Annotated in this window: 18 protein-coding genes; 9 read left to right on the top strand and 9 right to left on the bottom strand. The window is 73.1% G+C overall.

Annotated elements, in window-relative coordinates:
- Window positions 1-914 (top strand): ESX secretion-associated protein EspG (locus tag KME75_RS16285; protein WP_219415673.1); only part of this gene is annotated, 914 nt, incomplete at its 5' end.
- A gap of 137 nt (window positions 915-1051) precedes the next feature.
- On the opposite strand, the gene KME75_RS16290 is transcribed toward KME75_RS16285, so the two are convergent.
- Window positions 1052-1414, bottom strand: a complete 363-nt coding sequence (locus tag KME75_RS16290; RefSeq protein WP_219415674.1) for a hypothetical protein — start codon at window positions 1412-1414, stop codon at window positions 1052-1054.
- 70 nt (window positions 1415-1484) lie between these two features.
- Entirely contained in the window at window positions 1485-2888 is a 1404-nt protein-coding gene (locus KME75_RS16295; RefSeq protein ID WP_219415675.1) for an NAD(P)H-quinone dehydrogenase, read from the bottom strand.
- Window positions 2889-2961: 73 nt separating this feature from the next.
- Between KME75_RS16295 and KME75_RS16300 the strand changes: the two genes are divergently transcribed.
- The 4 genes from KME75_RS16300 (at window position 2962) to KME75_RS16315 (ending at window position 7076) form a co-directional block, all read left to right on the top strand.
- Window positions 2962-3411, top strand: a complete 450-nt coding sequence (locus KME75_RS16300; RefSeq protein WP_219415676.1) for a gamma-glutamylcyclotransferase family protein — start codon at window positions 2962-2964, stop codon at window positions 3409-3411.
- 159 nt (window positions 3412-3570) lie between these two features.
- Window positions 3571-4539, top strand: coding sequence for an ABC transporter substrate-binding protein (locus KME75_RS16305; protein ID WP_219415677.1), 969 nt, complete (start codon window positions 3571-3573; stop codon window positions 4537-4539).
- An 18-nt stretch (window positions 4540-4557) separates the two neighbouring features.
- Window positions 4558-6081, top strand: coding sequence for a sugar ABC transporter ATP-binding protein (locus KME75_RS16310; protein ID WP_219415678.1), 1524 nt, complete (start codon window positions 4558-4560; stop codon window positions 6079-6081).
- A complete protein-coding gene (locus KME75_RS16315) occupies window positions 6078-7076 on the top strand; it encodes an ABC transporter permease subunit (protein ID WP_219415679.1) in 999 nt (332 codons plus the stop codon). The genes KME75_RS16310 and KME75_RS16315 overlap by 4 nt, the downstream gene beginning before the upstream one ends.
- Here the strand turns inward: KME75_RS16315 and KME75_RS16320 are convergent.
- The 7 genes from KME75_RS16320 to KME75_RS16350 form a co-directional block, all read right to left on the bottom strand.
- Entirely contained in the window at window positions 7054-7926 is an 873-nt protein-coding gene (locus tag KME75_RS16320) for a sugar phosphate isomerase/epimerase family protein (protein ID WP_219415680.1), read from the bottom strand. The two genes, KME75_RS16315 and KME75_RS16320, sit on opposite strands and share 23 nt — an antisense overlap.
- Complete coding sequence (locus KME75_RS16325) at window positions 7923-8972, bottom strand: ABC transporter permease (protein ID WP_219415681.1); 1050 nt, start codon at window positions 8970-8972, stop codon at window positions 7923-7925. The genes KME75_RS16320 and KME75_RS16325 overlap by 4 nt, the downstream gene beginning before the upstream one ends.
- Window positions 8969-9988 carry an ABC transporter permease gene (locus KME75_RS16330; RefSeq protein ID WP_219415682.1) on the bottom strand — a complete coding sequence of 340 codons (1020 nt, stop codon included), beginning with the start codon at window positions 9986-9988 and terminating at the stop codon, window positions 8969-8971. The genes KME75_RS16325 and KME75_RS16330 overlap by 4 nt, the downstream gene beginning before the upstream one ends.
- Window positions 9985-11526, bottom strand: coding sequence for a sugar ABC transporter ATP-binding protein (locus KME75_RS16335; RefSeq protein WP_219415683.1), 1542 nt, complete (start codon window positions 11524-11526; stop codon window positions 9985-9987). Before KME75_RS16335 ends, KME75_RS16330 begins: the two co-directional genes overlap by 4 nt.
- Window positions 11526-12542 (bottom strand): autoinducer 2 ABC transporter substrate-binding protein, encoded by a 1017-nt coding sequence (locus KME75_RS16340; protein ID WP_246632208.1) that lies wholly within the window; start codon window positions 12540-12542, stop codon window positions 11526-11528. Before KME75_RS16340 ends, KME75_RS16335 begins: the two co-directional genes overlap by 1 nt.
- 17 nt (window positions 12543-12559) lie before the next feature.
- On the bottom strand, window positions 12560-13456 hold the full coding sequence (locus tag KME75_RS16345; protein ID WP_219415685.1) for a DeoR/GlpR family DNA-binding transcription regulator: 897 nt from the start codon (window positions 13454-13456) through the stop codon (window positions 12560-12562).
- A gap of 581 nt (window positions 13457-14037) precedes the next feature.
- Window positions 14038-15273 (bottom strand): amidohydrolase, encoded by a 1236-nt coding sequence (locus KME75_RS16350; RefSeq protein WP_219415686.1) that lies wholly within the window; start codon window positions 15271-15273, stop codon window positions 14038-14040.
- Window positions 15274-15627: 354 nt separating this feature from the next.
- Between KME75_RS16350 and KME75_RS16355 the strand changes: the two genes are divergently transcribed.
- The 4 genes from KME75_RS16355 to KME75_RS16370 are packed head-to-tail and all read left to right on the top strand — an operon-like array spanning window position 15628 to window position 20143.
- Complete coding sequence (locus KME75_RS16355; protein WP_219415687.1) at window positions 15628-17238, top strand: serine/threonine-protein kinase; 1611 nt, start codon at window positions 15628-15630, stop codon at window positions 17236-17238.
- Between the two features lie 24 nt (window positions 17239-17262).
- A complete protein-coding gene (locus KME75_RS16360) occupies window positions 17263-18060 on the top strand; it encodes a purine-nucleoside phosphorylase (RefSeq protein WP_219415688.1) in 798 nt (265 codons plus the stop codon).
- Complete coding sequence (locus KME75_RS16365) at window positions 18057-19691, top strand: phospho-sugar mutase (protein ID WP_219415689.1); 1635 nt, start codon at window positions 18057-18059, stop codon at window positions 19689-19691. The genes KME75_RS16360 and KME75_RS16365 overlap by 4 nt, the downstream gene beginning before the upstream one ends.
- A complete protein-coding gene (locus tag KME75_RS16370; protein WP_219415690.1) occupies window positions 19688-20143 on the top strand; it encodes a flavodoxin family protein in 456 nt (151 codons plus the stop codon). Before KME75_RS16365 ends, KME75_RS16370 begins: the two co-directional genes overlap by 4 nt.
- Window positions 20144-20182 lie beyond the last annotated feature (39 nt).

The following is a 20182-nucleotide window of genomic DNA, read 5'->3' on the forward strand; positions in this document are numbered from 1 at the left end:
GCGACACCGCGACGGCCGGTGCGGAGGACGCTCCGCACCGGCCGTCGCCGTTCGCGATCGCATACGAGTTCGGCGAACGCCCCCACCGGCACGGACCGCAGGCCTACCGTCGCCGCGTGACCGAGCAGGCCCCCGCCCTGGCCCCCCCGACGGCCCACCGCCACGTCCTCACCGCCGTCGAGTTCGACGTGCTGTGGGAACGGCTCCGGCTCGGCCCGACCCCCGTCGTCCTGCGGCTGGAGTCGCCGGGCCGTACCCACACCGAGCGGCGCGCGATCGAGGCCGTCGGATGGCAGGCGCTGCGCGAGCGCGGGCTCGCCGGCCCGTCCGGCCCCGACCCCGAGCTCGCCCGGCTGCTGCATCTGCTCAGCAGGCCGGTCCAGCAGCTCGAGCTGCGCGCCTGGTGGGGCCGCAGCGTCCGCGCGGTGGCGGCCGGGCAGCCGGGCACGGGCGCACTCGCCGTCCGGCAGGACGCCACGGTGACGATCGAGCCGTGCGGCTCGCTGCCGTCGGCGTTGCTCGGCGTGCTCCCTCCGGCCCGCCCCGGGCCCGGACGGGCGGCCACCGTCCCCACCGACGTGCTCGCGGCGGCGACGGCCGCGCCCACCGGTGGGATCCGGGCGGCCCTCGTCGCCCGGGACGTGACGCCGACCGAGGCGGGGCTGCTGGCGCGGATGCTGCGCGGGGTCGAGGGCCGCGCGCAGATCGTGGCGCTCACCGCCGACCGGTGGGGGGTGCTGCGCCGGGCCGGCGGCGTGCTGGGCGTGCTCGACGGCCCGCGCGGGCGCTACGCGATGAGCCGCTCCGTCGGGGAGGACGGCACCGAGTGGACGACGGTGGCACCGACCGACGTGCGAAGGCTGCGGCACCGGGTGGCGGAGCTGCTCGAGGGGCCGGGCGGACGGCCGGACTGACGGGCCGCCCGACGCCGGGTGGAAGCGCGCTGATCAAGGCACTGCTGTCGCCCGGAATCGATCCAGGAGCGACGTCAGCGCCTTGATCGCGGCCCATCCGGCCCCAGATGGACAAAACGTCGTTCCCCGGCGGGCGCTCAGCTCGGGAGCGCGCCCCGCGTGAGGCCGCGCCCGGCGACGGCACCGGCCACCCCCGCCACGACCGTGACGCCGGCGAGCAGGATCGCCACCAACCCGAGCCCGCCGATGAGCAGCCCGATCCCCGCCGAGGCGACGCCGACCGCGAGGCCGGTCCGCGCAACGGCAGGTCCGGTGCGGCCGCGGGTCACCACCCGGGCGGCGCCCGCCGTCAGCAGGATCGCGAGGAGCCCGCTGAGCGGCGCGAGGAGGGCGGTGGGCGGGAGGACGAGGTAGGCGGCGTCGTCCACGAGCTGCGCGCCTGCCCCGGCGAGCAGCACGGCGCCGATCGGGATCTGGGACGTGGCCTGCTTGATGCTCATGCCTCCATCGTGCGCGCCGTGCGGCGCGCCGGGATCGGGGATGACCCGGACCCGTCCCGGAATCCCGGGATCAGTCGAGGTCGCCGTGGCGCATCAGCTGCCGGCCCGCCTCCGTGATCGACCCGGACAGCGACGGGTAGACCGAGAACGTGTGAGCCAGGTCGGCCACCGTGAGGCCGTTCTGCACGGCCAGCGCGATCGGCAGGATGAGCTCGCTCGCCACCGGGGCCACGACCACGCCGCCGACGACGACACCGGTGGCCGGGCGGCAGAACAGCTTGACGAAGCCGCGGCGCAGGCCCTGCATCTTGGCCCGCGGGTTCGTCGAGAGCGGCAGCATGATCGTGCGCGCGGGCACCTCACCCGCGTCGATCGCGCGCTGGCTGATGCCGACGGTGGCGATCTCCGGGCGCGTGAACACGGCGGCGGCCACCGTCTTCAGCTTGATCGGCGCGACGCCCTCGCCCAGCGCGTGCCACATCGCGATCCGGCCCTGCATGGCCGCGACGGAGGCGAGCATCAGCACGCCGGTGCAGTCGCCCGCGGCGTAGACGCCGGGCACCGACGTGCGGGAGACCCGGTCGACCGGGATGAAGCCGCCGCGGTCGGTCTCGACGCCGATCTTCTCCAGGCCCAGGTCGGTGGTGTTGGGCACGGACCCGACGGTCATCAGCGCGTGCGACCCGGTGACGGTGCGCCCGTCGGCGAGCTCGATGACCACACCGTCGTCGGTGCGGCGCACGGCGTCGGCCCGGGCCTGGGAGAGGATCTCGACCCCGCGTTCGGCGAAGACGTCCTGCAGCACGGCGGCGGCATCGGCGTCCTCGCCGGGCAGCACCCGGTCGCGACTGGACACCAGTGTGACCCTCGCGCCCAGCTCCACGTAGGCCGACACGAACTCGGCCCCGGTGACGCCCGAGCCCACCACGACCAGATGTTCGGGGAGCTCCTCGAGGTCGTAGAGCTGGCGCCAGGTGAGAATGCGTTCGCCGTCGGGCTCGGCGTCGCGCAGAACGCGCGGCGTGGCCCCGGTGGCGACGAGCACGACGTCGGCCGGCAGTTCCTCGCGCTCGCCGTCGGGCGTGAGCGCCTCGATCAGGTGGGGCGCCTCCTGCGACCGCTCCCCGACGAAGCACGCGGTGCCGCGGATGATGCGCACGCCCTCGCGCTCGACGCGCGCCCGCACGTCGGCGGACTGGGCGAGGGCGAGGCCCTTGACGCGGCCGTGCACGGTCGGCAGGTCGACGCCGATGGCCTGGCGGTCGGCGGTGACGCCGAGGTCGGGGGCCCGGTGCATGTCCACCCGGATGCCAGCCGAGGAGATGAAGGTCTTGGACGGGACGCAGTCGTCGAGCACGCACGCGCCGCCCATGCCGTCCCGTTCGACGACGGTGACGTCGCTGCCGTGCTGTGCCGCCACCAGGGCCGCCTCGTAGCCGGCCGGTCCGCCGCCCATGATCACGATGCGCGTCACCGACAGACGCCTCCCTCTGCAGTCGGGGTTCCCCGATCACGGTACGCGGGGGCCCGCGCACTACCCTGGCCCGGTGCCGCTGTACGCCGCCTACGGGTCGAACATGGATCCCGCGCAGATGAAGGAGCGTGCTCCGCACTCGCCGATGGCGGGGACGGGCTGGCTCATGGGCTGGCGGCTGACCTTCGGCGGCGAGGACTACGGCTGGGAGGGTGCGCTCTCCACCGTCGTCGAGGACCCGGGCTCGCAGGTGTTCGTGGTGCTCTACGACGTCTCCGAGCTGGACGCCCCGCAGCTCGACCGCTGGGAGGGCGGCGAGCTGGGGCTCCACAAGAAGCTGCGGCTGCGCGTGCACACGCTCGACGGGGACGCCCTGGCCTGGATCTACGTGCTCAACGACTACGAGGGCGGGCTGCCCAGTGCCCGGTACCTCGGCGTGATCGCCGATGCCGCGGAGCGGGCGGGCGCGCCGGACGACTACGTCTCCGCGCTGCGCAACAAGCCGAGCCGCAAGTCGTACTGAACGGACGGGCACCGCCCTGGCGAAATCGCCGCGGTTTCGTTGGCGCATCGCGGGCTTTCGCTTTGTTGCTCACTGTTGACCATTGATTTGTGGTCGGCCTACTCTCGCCGCCGATGCAGCACGGTCGCTGCGGGACCCGGACCACATCGAGGTGGACATATGTCGAGCAGGCCCGCCCTGCGTGCAGTTACGGGCCTCGCGGTGGCGGGGATGTTCCTCGCCGCCTGCAGCGAGGGCGATCCCATCACTTCCGACGCCGGCGGTGGGGGCGGCGGCCAGATCGACTCGATCGGGTTGATGGTCCAGGACCTCAGCAATCCCTTCTTCCAGTCGATGGCCAACGGCGTGGAATCGGCGGCGACCGAAATCGGCGCCACCGTCAACGTACTGGACGGCAGGCAGGACCTCGGCGCCCAGAACGAGCAGATCGACACGCTCATCCAGCAGCAGATCGACGTCCTGCTGATCAACGCCGTGGATTCCGAGGGCATCGGTCCGGCCGTGGAGCGGGCCAAGGGTGCGGGAATCACGGTGGTCGCTATCGACGTCACCGCTCGCGGCGCCCAGGCCACCGTCACCCTGGACAACGCCCAGGCGGGCGAGGTGGCGTGCACCCATCTCGCGGAGCAGATCGGCGGCAGCGGCAACATCCTGCTCGTCGACGGCACCCCCATCTCCTCGGTGCAGGACCGCGTTCGGGGCTGCAAGGCCGCGCTGGAACAGAACTACCCCGGCATCGCGATCGTCGCCCAGCAGAGCGGCGACAACGGCCGCGCGGAGGCGCTGACCCTGACCACGGACATGCTCACCGCGAACCCGGACGTCGTGGGCATCTTCGGCATCAACGACCCGAGCGCGCTCGGCGCGACCCTCGCCGCGCAGCAGGCCGGATACACCGACCTGGTCATCGTGGGGGTCGACGCGTCGCCGGAGGCGGTGGCCGAGCTGGAGAAGCCCGACTCGATGTTCCAGGGTTCAGCGGCGCAGGACCCCAACACGCAGGGCGCGATCGCGCTGGAGATGGCGCAGAAGCTCTTCGCGGGTGAGCCGCTGGAGCAGGAGACGGTCCTCGTCCCCACCGAGTTCATCTCGCGGGACAACCTCGCCGACTACGAAGGCTGGAAGTAGCGGGAGCGGACCGCGGAGATGGCCCGCAGCGACGCCCTCCTGCGCATGGAGGGGATCACCAAGGCCTTCGGCGGGGTGCCCGCGCTGCGCGGTGTCGACTTCGACCTGCGCCCCGGTGAGGTGCACGCCCTGATGGGCGAGAACGGGGCCGGCAAGTCCACGCTGATGAAGGTGCTGGCCGGCGTCCACCAGCCGGACGCCGGGACGATCCGGCTCGACGGCGAAGCGGTGACGATCACGTCCCCGCGCCGGGCCACCGACCTCGGCGTGGCGATCATCCATCAGGAGCTGAACACCGTCCCGGACCTCACCGTCGCCGAGAACCTCGCCCTGGGCGCGGAGCCGCGGACGCGGTTCGGCAGCCTGGACCGCCGCCGGGTCCTCGACGACGCCAGTACCAAGCTCGAGCGCATCCGCGCATCCGTCGACCCCCGGCTCCCGATGCGGCGCCTCAGCGTCGGTCAGCAGCAGATGGTCGAGATCGCGCGGGCACTGGCGGAGGACGCGCGGATCCTGGTGCTCGACGAGCCCACGGCGGCTCTGTCCAGCAGCGAGGCCCGGCAGCTGTTCGCGCTCATCGACGAGATGCGCGCGTCGGGGATCGGCCTGGTCTACATCAGCCACCGGATGGAGGAGGTCTGGGAGCTCGCGGACCGGGTCACCGTCTTCCGCGACGGCCGATCGGTGGGCACGAGCCTGCGGGCGGAGCTCAGCCCGGAGCAGGTCGTCAACCGGATGATCGGCCGGGACGTGGAGGACCTCTACGTCCGCACCGACCACGCGCCGGGCGAGGTCGTGCTCTCCGTCGAAGGGCTCACCGACGGGGCCGGCATCGGACCGGTCGACCTCGAGCTGCGCGCGGGCGAGGTCGTCGGCATGGTCGGGCTCGTGGGGGCGGGACGCACCGAGATCGCCCGCATGATCTTCGGAGCCGATCCCGCCCGCGGCGGGTCGGTCACGCTCGACGGGCGGCGCCTGGACGGGCGCTCCCCCAGCTCCAGTGTCCGGGACGGGATCGGGCTGCTGCCCGAGAGCCGCAAGGAGCAGGCGCTGTTCCCGGCGATGTCCGTCCGCGACAACATCGTCGCCTCGACGTTGGACCGCCTCACCCGGCTCGGCGTGCTGCGCAACCGCGCCGCCGCGGACGTGGCCCGCACGCAGATGGACGCGCTCAGCGTGCGCAGCACGTCGGCGGCGCAGGAGGTGCAGCACCTCTCGGGCGGCAACCAGCAGAAGGTGGTGCTGGGGCGCTGGCTCGCGGTGGGGCCGCGCGTACTGATCCTCGACGAGCCCACCCGCGGCGTCGACATTGGGGCCAAGCAGGAGATCTACCGGATCATCAACGAGCAGGCCGGGGCGGGCACCGCCGTGCTCGTGGTGTCCTCCGACCTTCCCGAGGCCCTGGGCATCAGCGACCGGGTCCTCGTCGTCCGGGGCGGACGCATCGTCGCCGACCTCGACCGCTCGGAGGCCACCGAGGAGGCCGTCATGCTCCACGCCACGGGCGTCGCGGCGACGAAGGACGGGGGAACGCAGGGATGACGCAGACCGCGCGGGGCGAGGCGGGGGTCGGGACGGCTGTGACGGACCGCCGCCGGATCCGGTTCGCCCAGATCTGGGACCGCTACGGCATCCTCGCGGTGCTACTGCTGCTCGTCGTCCTGATGGCCGTGATCGCGCCGAACTTCTGGAGCCTCAGCAACGGCTTCAACGTGGCGCGGGCCGTGTCGATCAACGCGGTGCTCGCCGCGGGCATGACGGTGGTGATCCTCACCGGCGGCATCGACCTGTCCGTCGGGTCGATCGTCGGGCTGGCGGGCGTCTCGTCGATCATGTTGTGGAACAGCGGTGCGCCGCCCCTCATCGCCGTCCTCGGCGGCGTCGTCGTCGGCGCCGCGGCAGGCCTGCTCAACGGGCTGCTCATCGCCTACCTCGCCCTGCCGGCGTTCATCGTCACCCTGGGCGCGCTCACCTACCTGCGAGGCACTGCCTACGCGCTGACCGACGCCCAACCGCTCATCGCCGACGGCCAGCTCGGCTTCCGGCTACTGGGCAACGGGAACCTCGCGGGCATCCCGTCGCCGGTCGTCGTCATGATCGTCACCTATGTCGTCGTCTGGTTCATCCTCGAGCGGACGCGCTTCGGCAGGCACGTGTACGCCGTCGGCGGCAACGTCGAGGCCGCCCGGCTGGCCGGCATCAAGGTGAAACGGGTCCTGGTGCGGGTCTACGTCATCGCCGGGCTCACCGCCGGGCTGGCCGGGGTGATGTTCGCGGCGCGCGTGGAGTCCGGGCAGCCCCGGGCGGGCGAGGGGTACGAGCTGGACGCGATCGCCGCCGTGGTGCTCGGCGGCACGAGCCTCGCAGGCGGCCGGGGGCGCATCTACGGCACGTTCATCGGGGCCCTGATCATCGGCGTCCTGAGCAACGGCCTGGTCCTGATGAACGTGCCCTTCTTTACGCAGCTGATCATCAAGGGCGCGGTCATCGTGCTGGCGGTCGCGTTGGACAGCCTCAAGAACTGGCGCTCCCGCTGAGGCCTTCGCGGGTGAACGCGAGCGCGTCCTTCGCGAGAGTGACGTTGTCCTCCCACAGGTTGCGCCAGATCGCGAGCGAGCCCGACAGCGTCGGGTGCACGACCTCGGAGGAGAACGACTCGAACGTCACCGTCCCGTCGTAGCCGACCTCCCGCAGCGCGGTGAAGAACTCCTGCCACGGGACGGACCCGGTGCCCAGCGCGCCGCGGTGGGACTCCCCGACGTGCACGTACCCGAGCTTCCCCGCGGCCGCCGCCGCCCGGACGGCCTCGGTGAAGGAGTGCTCCTCGATGTTCATGTGGTAGGTGTCCAGATGTGCCACGACGTTCGGCCGGTCCACCACCGCGATGTAGTCCAGCGTCTGCTGCACCGTGTTGATCACGTTCGTCTCGTAGCGGTTGCAGAACTCCAGCCCGAGCCGGATCCCGGAGTCCGCGGCCCGGTCGGCCAGCCAGACGATCGTCTCCTGCGAGTTGGCGAGCCCGCGCTCGGTGGGCGGCGCGGCGTACTTGCCGAGCCGGGAGTAGATGACACCGCAGAGGATCTCGCCACCGACGTCGCGGACCAGGTCCAGCGCCTGGGCCAGCCGCGCCCGCCCGCGGGCAACCACCTCGGGGTCCTCGCTGGAGACGTCCGTGGACTCGTCGAGGCCGAGCGAGGCACTCGCCTTGAGGCCGTACTCGGCGAGCAGCCGCGCGGTCAGGTCCGAGTCGAACGCGGCGGGGTCGATCGCGGCGAGCTCGATCAGGTCGTACCCGGCCGCTGCCGAACTCGAGATGGCGTGCCGGGCCTCCTCAGGGGACCAGCCCCCGGTCCAGACCAGCGCATGGACGCCGTGGGTGATGCTCACGTGACCCCTCCGTACCGTCGGTTGGTGAGCCCGTTCAGCAGGGCGGCGAAGACGAGCACCGCCCCCAGGGCCAGCAGTTGGTACTGCCCGCCGGCGTTGCCGGGCACGGCGAGCAGGATCCCGGCGTTGAGCCAGACGACCAGCAGGGTCGCCAGCACCACGCCGGCCACCCGTCCGATGCCCCCGGTGATCGCCACGCCGCCGAGGACCGCGATGGTGATCGCCGGCAGGGCCATCCCGTTCCCGGAGATGCCCGCGTCGGGGCGCGCCGAGGCGAACTGGGCCACCGTCACCACGGCGACCAGCCCGGAGATCACCCCGGCCGCCAGGTAGGCGAGGAACCGGGTGCGCCGCACGTCGATGCCCGCCCACTCGGCCGCCACGTCGTTCGTACCGATCGCGTAGAGGCGGCGCCCGTAGGACGCCCTGGCCAGCAACAGCCAGACCACCACCACCGTCGGCAGCAGGAACGTGACGATACCCAGCGGCACCCGCAGCGCGTCATCGCCGCCGACGGGCAGCGGCACCGCCTGCGCCATCGAGTACAGGTCCTGGATCGGTGGCGTGCTGATCGGCTGCTGCGCGTTGATCACGATCGCGAGCGAGGAGAACGCGTAGTACGTGGCGAGCGTCGTGATCAGCGCCGGGAAGCCGACGTACGCGACGAGGAACCCGTTCAGCGCCCCGCACAGCCCACCGAACGCCGCCGCCAGCAGCAGCGCCGGGAACAGCGGCCAGCCCCACTGACCGTGGGCGAAGCCGAAGATCATGCTGGTCAGCGAGACGATCGCGCCGACCGACAGGTCGATCCCACCGCGCCCGGAGGTAATCACCAGCAGCTCGGCCAGCCCCAGCATCACCAGCGGCACCGCACTGATCAGCGCCAGCGACATGTAGGAGACGTCGTACGGGGCGGTCAGGTAATTGTTGCGACTCAAGGTCGTCATCGTGATCACGACGGCCGCCAGCAGCACGCCCAGCAGCACGATCCGCTGCGTGAGCAGGGCACGCAGGAACGTGCCGAGCAGCGCCTGCGTCCGGGTCATCGCGCCCTCCTCACACGTTGGCGGAGCAGGTCCGCGCCGACGGCGACCAGGATGAAGACGCCGATGAAGAAGCTGGCGAGCTGCGACTGCCAGCCGAGCTGGGTGACCCCGGAGGTCACCGTCTGCACGAGAAGGGCGCCCAGCACGGTCCCGAGGACCGAGCCGCGCCCACCCATGATCGACGTACCGCCGATGACGACCGCCGCGATCGCGGCCAGCTCCATGCCGGAGCCGACGTTGGGGGCGAGGGTCGAGGTGCCCTGGGCGATCACGAAGCAGGAGGCCAGTCCGGTGAGCAGGCCGGTCAGGACGTAGGCGAGCAGCACCCGGCGCTGCACCCGCACGCCTGCGAGCCGGGCGGCGTTCGCGTCCCCGCCGATCGCGTAGAAGTGCCTGCCGCCGGGGGTGTGGCGCAGGTAGTACCAGGCCAGCGCGGCGAGCAGCGCCATGAGCAGGAAGCTGTGCGGCACCAGCAGCGTGTGGCCCGCCTCGCCGCGACCGAAGACGTCCAGGGTCGGCGGGATGCCGTCCACCGTGGTGCCGCCGAAGATCTGCAGCCCGAGGAACCGGAACAGGTTCGCCGTGCCGAAGGTGATGATGATCGCGTGCACCCGCCCGTAGGCGATGAGCACGCCGTTGACCAGGCCCAGCAGGCCGCCGACCACCACCGCCAGCAACACGGCGACCGGCAGCGACACCCCGCCCTCGGCCAGCGCGCGCCCGACCACCACCGAGCAGACCATGACCGCGCCCGCGACCGAGACGTCGATCCCGCCGGTGATGATGACGACGGTCATGCCGATGCCGATGAGGGCGACCGGCGCCATCGCCACGAGCAGCGGCACGATCGACGCGCTGGTCAGGAACGCGGGCGTCGCGAACGTCAGCGCGATCCAGAGTGCCGCGATCACGGCGATGAGGACGATCTCCTGGCCGGTGATCGGGAAGGGCAGCACCCGCCCGCGCGCGGTCGCGGTGTGCTCCGCCTCGCCCCTGCGGACCGTCACCTCGGTCATGTGGTCGCCCCCTCCTCGTCGAGCGCCCCGGCGGCCGCGGCCAGCACGTCGGCCTGTGTTGCGCCCGGGCCGAACTCGACGGTCGTCGTCCCGGCACGCACGACCTGCAGCCGGTCGGACACCCGGATAGCCTCGGGCAGGTCGGAGGTGACGATGAGCACGGCCGTGCCCTCCTCGGCGAGCGAGCGGACGATCCTGTGGATCTCCTCCTTGGCGCCGACGTCCACGCCCTGCGTCGGCTCCGCGAGTACCAGCACCGGCGGCCGCTCGACGAGTTGACGGGCGAGCACCACCTTCTGCGCGTTGCCGCCCGACATCGCCGAGACGGGCTGGCGCTCGTGCGGCGTCTTCACGGCCAGCCTGCTGATGAAGTCCCTGGCCACCCGCCGCTCGCGGCCGCGGTCCATCCAGATCCCGAACCGGGTGAGCAGGGGGAGGTGCCCTACCGAGATGTTGAAGGAGATCGACTGGAAGGAGAACAGCCCCTGCTGCTTGCGGTCGGCGGGCAGCAGGGCGACCCCGAGCTTCTTGGCCTCGCGGGGCGATCGCGGGTCGACCGGCCTGCCCTCGAGCAGGATCCGGCCCGAGGTGGCCCTGCGCATCCCGTAGACGGCCTCGGCGATCTCCGCGACACCCGAGCCGACGAGCCCGTAGAGGCTCACGATCTCCCCGGGGCGCACGACCACCTCGACGTCCGCGAACGCGCCGTCGGAACCGAGCCCCTCGAGCACGAGCCGGGGTGGCGCGTCGGGCACCGCCCGGTTGCCGCCGGTCTCCTCGAGGATCCCACCGACCATGAGCTCGACGATCCGGCGCACCGACAGCTCCTCGATCGGCCAGGTGCCCACGGTCTCGCCGTCACGCATGACGGTGACCTCGGAGGCGATCGTGAACAGCTCGTCGAGGCGGTGCGAGATGTAGATGACCGACACCCCGGACGCGGCGAGCCGCCGCACGACGCCGAAGAGCACCTCGATCTCGGTGTCGGTGAGGATGGCCGACGGCTCGTCGAGGATCAGCACCTTCGCCTCGCCGCCGAGCGCCTTCGCGATCGACACCTGCTGCTTCTCGGCGATCGACAGCTCGCTCACCGGCACCGTGGCGTACCGGGCTGGCAGCCCGATCAGCTCCAGCAGCTCCACCACCCGCGCGTTCTGGGCGGCCCAGTCCACGCGTCCGCGGCGGGTGATCTCGCGGCCGGTGAAGATGTTCTCCGCTACCGTCAGGTCGGCGAACAGCTGCGGCTCCTGGTAGACGGTGGCGATGCCGAGCGCCATGGCGTCCGCGGTCGTCGAGATCGTGACCGGGGCGCCGTCGAAGGTGATCCGGCCCGCGTCGGGCGCCTCCGCCCCGGACAGGATCTTGATCAGCGTGGACTTGCCCGCGCCGTTCTCCCCCACCAGTGCGTGCACGGTGCCGGGGCGGACCACCATGTCCGCGTTGCGGATCGCGCGGACGGCCCCGAAGCGCTTGGCGACGCCCGAGACCGACAGGCGCGCCGGTCCCGGGTCGTCGACGTCGGATCGGTCGTCGGACATCAGTAGTCGAAGTCGCCGGCGTTCTCGCTGGTGATCCGCAGCGGCGGTCCGAGCAGCAGCGTCTTGGACGCGGCGTCGTACTCGACCGCGGTCAGCTCGTCGCTGACCGCGTTCGTGGGCTGGAACTCGGCTCCGGAAGCGAGCTGGACCCCGGTCCATGCCGTCAGGTAGCCGAGCGCCTCGACGTCCCAGAGGATGCTCGCGCTGGACGAGCCGTCCTCAAGGTAGGGAACCATCGACTGCGGCGTGCCGAGCCCCACGGTGAATACCTGGCCGATCCGCCCGGCGTCCCGCACCGCCTGGGCCACGCCGGGCGCCGACGAGGTGCACTCCCCCACCAGGCCGGTCAGGTCGGGATGGGCGTTCATGAGGTCGGTGGCCATCTGCGTCGCCTTGGCCTGGTCCTCACCGGCGTAGACGATGTCGACGATCTCCGCCTCCGGGTACTTCTGCGCCGTGTACGCCTTCTGGACCTCGATCCACGAGTTGAGGTTCTCCGCGGTCTCGCCGCAGGAGACGATCGCGTACTTCCCCGAGCCGCCCATGGCCTCCAGCAGGGCGTCGGTGAGTGCCTGGCCGATGGCCTCCGTCGAGGCCTGGTTGACGAACACCTCCCGCACCGAGTTGGGGGCGTCGGTGTCGGAGGTGGCGACGGCGATGCCCGCGTCGGCGGCCTCCTGCATCAGCGGCGCCAGCGAGTCGGGGTCGTTGGGCGCGACGATGAGCGCGTCCACGCCCTGCTGCACGAACGAGCGGACGATGTTCGCCTGCGCCGCGGCGTCGGCCTCGACGGGGCCCTGGTAGAGCCAGTTGCAGCCCAACTCGGCGCAGGCCGCCTGCCCGCCCGTGTTCATGGCCTCGAAGTACGGGATGCCCTGCAGTTTGGGCACGAACGCGACGGTGTAGCTGTCCCCGCCGTCGGCCGAGTCGCCCGAACCGCCCGTGGCGGACCCGCCGCTGCCCTGACCGCAGCCTGCCGCGACCAGCGCGACGGCCGCGGTTGCAGCGGCGAGCATCGTGGAACGTGGTCTCCTCATTGATCACTCACTTCCTCGTGCGGGGGCTGTTTCTCGACCTCGACGACGCGCACCGGCACCCCGGCCGCGGCGAGTGCGGCGACGACCTGCTGGTCGGCGCCCTGGTCGGTGTAGACGGCGGTGATCGCCTCGATCGGGGCGGCGGTGTGCAGCGAGAAGCCCCCGAACTTGCTGGAGTCCAGCAGGCCGTACAGCTCGCGGCAGTGCACCGCCATGTGGTGCTTGACCTGCGCCTCGTCCAGCGACATGTCCAGCAGCCCGCGCTCGGGGGAGACGGCGTGGGCGCCGAGGAAGCCCTTGGTGATCCGGCCGCGACCAGCCAGCACGTCCCCTGCGATGCCCACCACGGACCGCGCCGACCGCCGCACGACCCCGCCCGGAACGAAGACCGTGGCGTCCGAGCGCTCCGAGAACAGCGTGGCGGTCGGCATCCCGTTGGTGATCACGACGAGCGACCGGCGGTCGAGCAGTTCCCGCGCCAGGTAGTGGCAGGTGGTGGAGGAGTCGAGGGCGATGACGTCGCCGTCCTGCACCAGCGCGGCGGCTGCCCGGGCGATCGCGACCTTGTGCTGGCGACGGGCCCGCAGCCGGGTCTCGAACGCACCCTCGTCGACGGCCCGCGCCGACACCGCCCCACCCCGGATGCGCCGCAGTGCCGACCGCTGCTCCAGCGTCTCCAGGTCCTTGCGGATGGTGACCGCCGAGACCGAGAACCGCTCGGCAAGCTCGCTGACCAGCACCCGCCCCGTCGTGTCGAGCTCGAGCAGGATCGCCTGGGAACGGGAGTACTCATCCAGCGACGGAATGATCGACCCTCCCGACGGCGGTGACGAGAACGACGTGCGCACGAACCGGCGAAGCAGAACGTAGGGATACGACAACAGGACCGTCAACGGTCGGAAGGGAAGCGAAAGCACCGCGCTTTCGAATGCAGGCACTGCGCCCGCGAGTGGGCGCCTTCCGACGTCGCACGCCTGGCACCGACCCCTGCACCCCGCGGGTCCACCTCCCACGGTGCAGACGCCGTGCGAGGACACCGCCCGGGGTGCGAGGAGCACCGGCACCGGTGCGAGCGTCACGACGTGCCCGGCGGGACACCACCTCACACGCTCGGTGCCGACCTCGCACCCCGCGGGGCCACCTGACGCCGTGCAAGCAGAGCGTCCAGCATGTGAAGTGCACCGGCACCGCCACGTGCAACCGGGCCGAACCGACCACCTCACACGCCCAGTGCCGACCTCGCACCCCGCAGGCCAACCTCACACGGTGCAGACGCCGTGCGAGGACGCCGCCAGGGGGTGCGAAGACGCACCGGCACCGGCACCGGCATCGCGACCAGCGCCCGGTGCGGCCTCGCACCCTGCGGGTCCACCTCGCACGGTGCGGATCCACCTCGCACAGTGCGGGCACCGTGCGCAGACGCCTCCGGGGTGCGACGTCCACCGCACGCAGGGTGGGCCCGACGGGGCGGGGCCTACGCCAGCGCCGCGAGGGCCGCGTTCACCAGCACCCGGACGCCGAAGGGGAGGGCGCGTTCGTCGAGGTCGAACGTGGGCTGGTGGATGTCGCGCATCGGGCCGTGGCCGGGCCACACCCCGAGCCGTGCCATGGCGCCGGGCACGTGCTCCAGGTACCAGGCGAAGTCCTCGCCGCCGCTAGACTGCTCGGTGCCGGTGGCGGCGTCGGGGCCGAGGACGGTGGTGGCCGCGCCGGTGAGCATGCCGGCGCTCAATGCCTCGTTGACCACCGGCGGCACGCCGCGGATGTGGTCGAGCACGTAGCCGACGCCCGTGGGTGCCAGCAGGGACGCCACCAGGGTGCGGATCTTGTCCTCGAGCTCGGCCCAGGTGGCGTGGTCGGCGGTGCGGAGCGTACCGCGCAGGACGCCGTGCTGCGGGATGGCGTTGGCGGCCTCCCCGGCCTGCACCGCGCCCCACACGAGGACGGTGCCCGAGCGCGGGTCGACCTGCCGGGTGAGCAGCAGGGGCAGCTGCGTGATGAGCAGCCCCATGGCCTCGACCAGGTCGGCGGTGAGGTGGGGGCGCGAGGTGTGGCCGCCGGGAGAGGTGAGGCGGAGCTCGAGCACGTCGCACGCCGACGTGATCGGCCCGACCCGGGTGCCGAGCTTGCCGACCTGCAGCCGCGGGTCGCAGTGCAGCGCGAAGATGCGCTCGACGCCCTCCATCGCACCGTCGGCGACCATGTCGATGGCGCCGCCGGGCTGCAGCTCCTCGGCGGGCTGGAAGACCAGCCGGACGCGGCCGGGCAGGTTGGGGGCGGAGGCGAGCGCGAGGCCCGCGCCGAGCAGCATCGCGGTGTGCGCGTCGTGGCCGCAGGCGTGCATCGCGCCGTCGACGGTGGACGCGAACGGCAGGCCGGTGTCCTCCTGCAGGGGCAGCGCGTCGAGGTCGGCGCGCAGGGCGACGCAGCGGTCGCCGTATCCGATGTCGCAGACGAGGCCGGTGCCGCCGGGGAGCGTGCGCGGTTCGAGACCGGCCGCCATCAGCTGCCGCGCCACCAGCTCGGTGGTGCGGTGCTCGGCGCGTGCGAGCTCGGGCACCGCGTGCACGGAGCGTCGCCAAGCCACGACGTCGGCGCGGTGCGTCGCGAGCCACGAGTCCAACCAGGCCGGGCCGCTGCCCGCGCCGAGGTCTACCACCGCGAGGTCGGTGGCCGGCACGAGATCCGTGTGCGCCTCCAGCAGGGTCACCGGACGTCACCACGCCCGGTGGTCGCGAAGCGACCGGTCGCTGATCTGCGGTGCATCGGCCAATGGTGCTCACCCGGACGGCGGTGTACCAAGCCGAATCCGCTGTCTCCCGGTAACGCTCGCCGAGGGGTTGCCGACGTGCTGCGGGCGGGCATACTGGCGCTGACGAGCGGTCGGACGGTCGTGCGACGAACGGGTGAGCGCGCCGTTCGTCGCAGGTCGTCGCGTTCATCCTGCGCCCTCACATCCGGTTACCTACCCGCTCCTGGGTCCGCTATGCGCTGCGGCAGCCGTGGTCGGTCACGATTCGGGGTCGGCAGCGCTGCGTGATCGGCGGCTCGTCACAATGGGTGCGTGTCGCAGGGGAACCCGGAGGACGACCAGGTACGCCGCATCGGTGGCCGGTACCGGCTGTCCGGGCTGCTCGGCGCCGGCGCGATGGGCACCGTCTGGTCGGGTTACGACGAGGTGCTGCAGCGGCGCGTCGCGGTCAAGGAGCTGAAGGTCCCGCCCGGCGTCCCCGACCACGAGGTCGAGGAGGCCAGGGAGCGCATCATGCGCGAGGCGAGGGCGCTGGGCGGGCTCTCGCACCCCAACATCATCACTGTCTTCGACGTCGTCGACTCCGACGGCGAGCCGATGGTCGTGATGGAGCTGGTCCCCTCACGCAACCTCGCCACCCTCATCGCCGAGCACGGGGCACTCACCGTCCAGCAGGTCGCGGTCGTCGGCTTCGCCACGGCGGGCGGGCTCCGGGCGGCGCACCGCAGCGGCATCACGCACCGCGACGTGAAGCCGGGCAACGTGCTCGTGGCCGACGACGGCCGCGTCAAGCTCACCGACTTCGGCATCGCCCGCAACATCGCCGACGCCCCGATGACGAGCGCAGGGCTGGTTCTCGGCTCCCCCGCCTACATCGCCCCCGAGGTGGCGGCGGGGCACGCCGTCACGCCTGCCGCCGACCTCTGGGGGCTCGGGGCCACGCTGTTCGCCGCGATCGAGGGCCGCGCGCCCTACGACGTGCACGGGGACCCGGTGTCGACCATCACCGAGGTGGTGGACGGCGAGGTGCCGCGCCCGCGGGGATCGGGGCCGGTCGTCGACGTGATCAGCGCGCTGATGGTGAAGGACCCGGACGCGCGGATGCCGCTCGACGAGGTGCGACAGCGCCTGCGCCCGCTGATCGGCGCCCCGGACGACCCGGTCTACCCCGGTTCCCCGGACGCGCCGACGCTGGCGTCCGCCGTCCCGGTGTCGATGCCGCAGGCCCCCGCGGAGCGGACCGGCACGAGGGCCCCGGCACCGCTGTCGCCCGCGCCGACGGGCGCCCGCCCCGCGGTCGGCGCCGCCCCGCTCGCGACGTCGCCGGGTGCGCTGCCGGTGACTCCCCGCCCGGGCGGGTCCCGGGTCGCCGCCACCCGTCGGGTCCAGACCCCGGTGTCGGGCTGGGCCGCCGCCGGACTGGTGGTCGCCGGCGCGGCCGTCGTCCTGGCCGGCGCGTTCGGCGGCTGGACCGCCACCCGGATGCTCGGCGGGCAGTCGCCCCTGACCACGATGAACGTCACCTCGGCCCGCACCGACCTCACGGAGCACGTCGACGGCCTCGGTTTCACGGTCCCGGTGCCGGCGGGCTGGACCAGGTACCCGTTCGAACCCGGCGCGGGCGAGGCGTCGGTCAGCTTCGTGAGCCCGGACGGCACCGAGGAGCTCACGGTGGCACGCGCGGCGTCCGCCGAGGAGGCGCAGGCGGTGGCCGGGGAGGTGCTCGACGCGCCCGCCGCGAACGGGGACGGGTCCGTCGAGCTGCGCTACGCGTCGGCCGAGCGGATGTCGTGGCGGCGGATCGTGCCCGCGGAGCAGTGGGCGTGGACGGTCACGCTCACCGTGCCGCGCGTCGCGGGCGGCGGCACCTCCGCCGACCTGTTCGAGCGGCTGGCGGGCGGCTTCGCCGCCACCGCGGCCTGATCGCCCGCCCGTAGGCTGCCGCCCATGACCGACGAGGACACCGGAACGCCCGCGGTCGCAGCAGCGGCCATCGCCGCCGCGACCGGCGTGGACGCCCACGACGTGGCCGTCGTGCTGGGCTCGGGGTGGCGACCGGCGGCCGACGTGCTCGGCGAGCCGACGCACGAGCTGATGATGGCCGACTTGCCCGGGTTAGTCCCGCCCGGCGTCGCCGGGCACCGCGGCACCATCCGGTCGCTCGTCGTCGGGGACCGCCGGGTGCTCGTCCTGCTCGGCCGCACGCACCTGTACGAGGGCCACGGCATCGAGCGGGTGGCGCACAACGTGCGCACCGCGGCGGCCGCGGGCTGCCGCACCGTGGTGCTCACCAACGCCGCGGGTGGCATCCGCGACGGCATGCGCGTGGGCGAGCCGGTGCTGATCTCCGACCACATCAACCTGACGGGCCGCTCCCCGCTCGTCGGGCCGCGGTTCACCGACCTGACCGACCTCTACTCGCCCCGGCTGCGCAAGCTCGCCCTGGAGATCGACCCCGAGCTGGCGGAGGGCGTCTACGCGGGCCTGTCCGGTCCGCACTTCGAGACGCCCGCGGAGATCCGGATGCTGCGTGGGCTCGGCGCCGACCTCGTCGGGATGTCCACGGTGCTGGAGGCGATCGCGGCGCGCGCCGACGGCGTGGAGGTGTTCGGGCTGTCGCTCGTGACCAACCTGGCCGCGGGCATCACCGGTGAGCCGCTCGACCACCACGAGGTGCTGGCCGCGGGCGCGGCGTCGGCCGGGCGGATGGGCGAGCTGCTGCGCGACCTGATCGCCCGGGCATGACCCCGCCCCGACCCGCGCCGCTGCGACCCGCGCTGCGCGACGCGGCGATGCGCTGGATCGCCGACGACCCCGACCCGGCGACGCGCGCCGAGCTCCAGCAGGTGTTGGCGGCGGCGATGGCCGACAGCGACGGGTCCGCCGACGAGCTGGCCGACCGGATGGCCGGGATGCTGCGCTTCGGGACGGCCGGGCTGCGCGGGCCGGTGCGGGCGGGGCCGGCCGGGATGAACGTCGCGGTGGTCCGGCGGGCGACCGCCGGGCTCGCCGCGTGGCTGGCCCGCGACGGCGTGCGCGGCACCGTGGTGGTCGGGCGCGACGCCCGGCACGGCTCCGAGGCCTTCGCTGCGGCGGCCGCGGAGGTGCTCGCCGGCGCGGGCTTCACCGTGCGGACGCTGCCCTCGCCGCTGCCGACGCCGGTGCTCGCGTTCGCCGTCCGCGAGCTCGGCGCGGTGGCCGGGGTGCAGATCACCGCATCGCACAATCCGCCCGCCGACAACGGCTACAAGGTCTACCTCGCCGACGGGGCCCAGCTCGCGCCGCCGTCCGACGCCGAGATCGAGGCTGCGATCGGGGCCGCACCGGCCGCCGTCTCGATCCCGACCGGCGGCGCGATCCAGACGGCCGATGTCACCGATGCATATCTCGAGCGGGTCGGGCGGATGCCGCGCGGCGCGGCCCGGCAGCTGCGGGTGGCGCTCACCCCGATGCACGGCGTCGGCGGCGCCACCGCCGTGCACGCCCTGCACCGCGCCGGTTTCACCGACGTGCACGTCGTGCCGTCCCAGGCCGCGCCGGACCCCGACTTCCCGACCGTCAGCTTCCCCAACCCGGAGGAGCCGGGCGCCACCGACGCGTTGCTCGCGCTCGCGGCGGAGGTGGACGCCGACCTCGCCGTCGCCCTCGACCCCGACGCCGACCGCTGCGCGCTGGCCGTGCCGGGCAGGGACGGCTGGCGGATGCTCACCGGCGACGAGACGGGCGTGCTGCTCGGCGACCACCTGCTCCGGTCGGGCGGGTACGACGATCCGCTGGTCGCGACGACCGTGGTCTCGTCGTCGATGCTGGCGTCCGTCGCGGAGGCGTACGGGGCCCGGTACGCCGAGACGCTCACCGGCTTCAAGTGGATCGTGCGCGGCGGCCCGGGTCTGGTGTTCGGCTACGAGGAGGCGCTCGGCTACTGCGTCGATCCGGACGCCGTACGGGACAAGGACGGGATCGCCGCCGCGGTGCTCGCCTGCGATCTCGCGGCCGGCCTGAAGGACGCCGGGCGGGGGCTGCCGGACCGGCTCGACGAGCTGGCCGTCGCCCATGGGGTGTACCGCACCGAGGGTGTCTCGCTGCGGATGGAGCCCGCCGCGCGCGACGCCGCGGTCGAGCGGCTCCGCAGCGCTCCTCCGGAGGGGTGGACGGCCGAGCGCCCGGCGCCCGACGTGCTCGTGCTGCGCCGAGAGGGCGAACGCCTGGTGATCCGCCCGTCGGGCACGGAGCCGAAGCTCAAAGCGTACCTGCAGGTCGTCGAGCCGGTGCCGGATGCCGACGGGCTCGCGGCCGCCCGCACCGCCGCCGGGACCCGCCTCGACAGGATGCGCGACGAGGTCCACACGCTGCTGAGGTCGAAGGAGGGTGCATGACCCGGCTGCTGATCGTCCACCACACGCCGTCGCCCGCCACGGCGGAGCTGCTCGACGCCGTGGTGCGCGGGGCGTCCGACCCCGAGATCACCGGGGTCGAGGTGGTGCGCCGGGCCGCGCTGGCCGCCACGGCGTCCGACCTGCTCGCCGCCGACGGGATCGTGCTCGGCACGCCCGCCAACATCGGCTACATGTCCGGGGCGCTCAAGCACTTCTTCGACACCGTCTACTACGTCTGCGGGGACGACACGCACGGCCTGCCCTACGGCCTCTACGTCCACGGCAACCTGGGCGTCGAGGGAGCGGTGCGCGCGGTCACCGGGATCGCGGACGGGCTCGACTGGCGCGCGGTCACGGCCCCGGTCGAGGTCACCGGCGCGCCGGACAAGGCCGCGCTCGAGGCGTGCTGGGAGCTCGGCGCGACCGTCGCCGCGACGATCGCCCCGACCTGAGGCCGTGGCGTCCTCGTACTCGTCGGGAAGGCGGACCAC

This window comes from Pseudonocardia nigra, from assembly GCF_019396355.1.
Taxonomy (GTDB): domain Bacteria; phylum Actinomycetota; class Actinomycetes; order Mycobacteriales; family Pseudonocardiaceae; genus Pseudonocardia; species Pseudonocardia nigra.

Excerpts from the sequence above, each read along its gene's own strand:
- KME75_RS16310 (WP_219415678.1), top strand. The coding sequence starts at position 4,558 with ATGGCCCGCAGCGACGCCCTCCTGCGCATGGAGGGGATCACCAAGGCC.
- KME75_RS16360 (WP_219415688.1), top strand. The coding sequence starts at position 17,263 with ATGACCGACGAGGACACCGGAACGCCCGCGGTCGCAGCAGCGGCCATC.
- KME75_RS16315 (WP_219415679.1), top strand. The coding sequence starts at position 6,078 with ATGACGCAGACCGCGCGGGGCGAGGCGGGGGTCGGGACGGCTGTGACG.
- KME75_RS16335 (WP_219415683.1), bottom strand. The coding sequence starts at position 11,526 with ATGTCCGACGACCGATCCGACGTCGACGACCCGGGACCGGCGCGCCTG.
- KME75_RS16365 (WP_219415689.1), top strand. The coding sequence starts at position 18,057 with ATGACCCCGCCCCGACCCGCGCCGCTGCGACCCGCGCTGCGCGACGCG.
- KME75_RS16290 (WP_219415674.1), bottom strand. The coding sequence starts at position 1,414 with ATGAGCATCAAGCAGGCCACGTCCCAGATCCCGATCGGCGCCGTGCTG.
- KME75_RS16325 (WP_219415681.1), bottom strand. The coding sequence starts at position 8,972 with ATGACCCGGACGCAGGCGCTGCTCGGCACGTTCCTGCGTGCCCTGCTC.
- KME75_RS16370 (WP_219415690.1), top strand. The coding sequence starts at position 19,688 with ATGACCCGGCTGCTGATCGTCCACCACACGCCGTCGCCCGCCACGGCG.
- KME75_RS16305 (WP_219415677.1), top strand. The coding sequence starts at position 3,571 with ATGTCGAGCAGGCCCGCCCTGCGTGCAGTTACGGGCCTCGCGGTGGCG.
- KME75_RS16340 (WP_246632208.1), bottom strand. The coding sequence starts at position 12,542 with ATGCTCGCCGCTGCAACCGCGGCCGTCGCGCTGGTCGCGGCAGGCTGC.
- KME75_RS16330 (WP_219415682.1), bottom strand. The coding sequence starts at position 9,988 with ATGACCGAGGTGACGGTCCGCAGGGGCGAGGCGGAGCACACCGCGACC.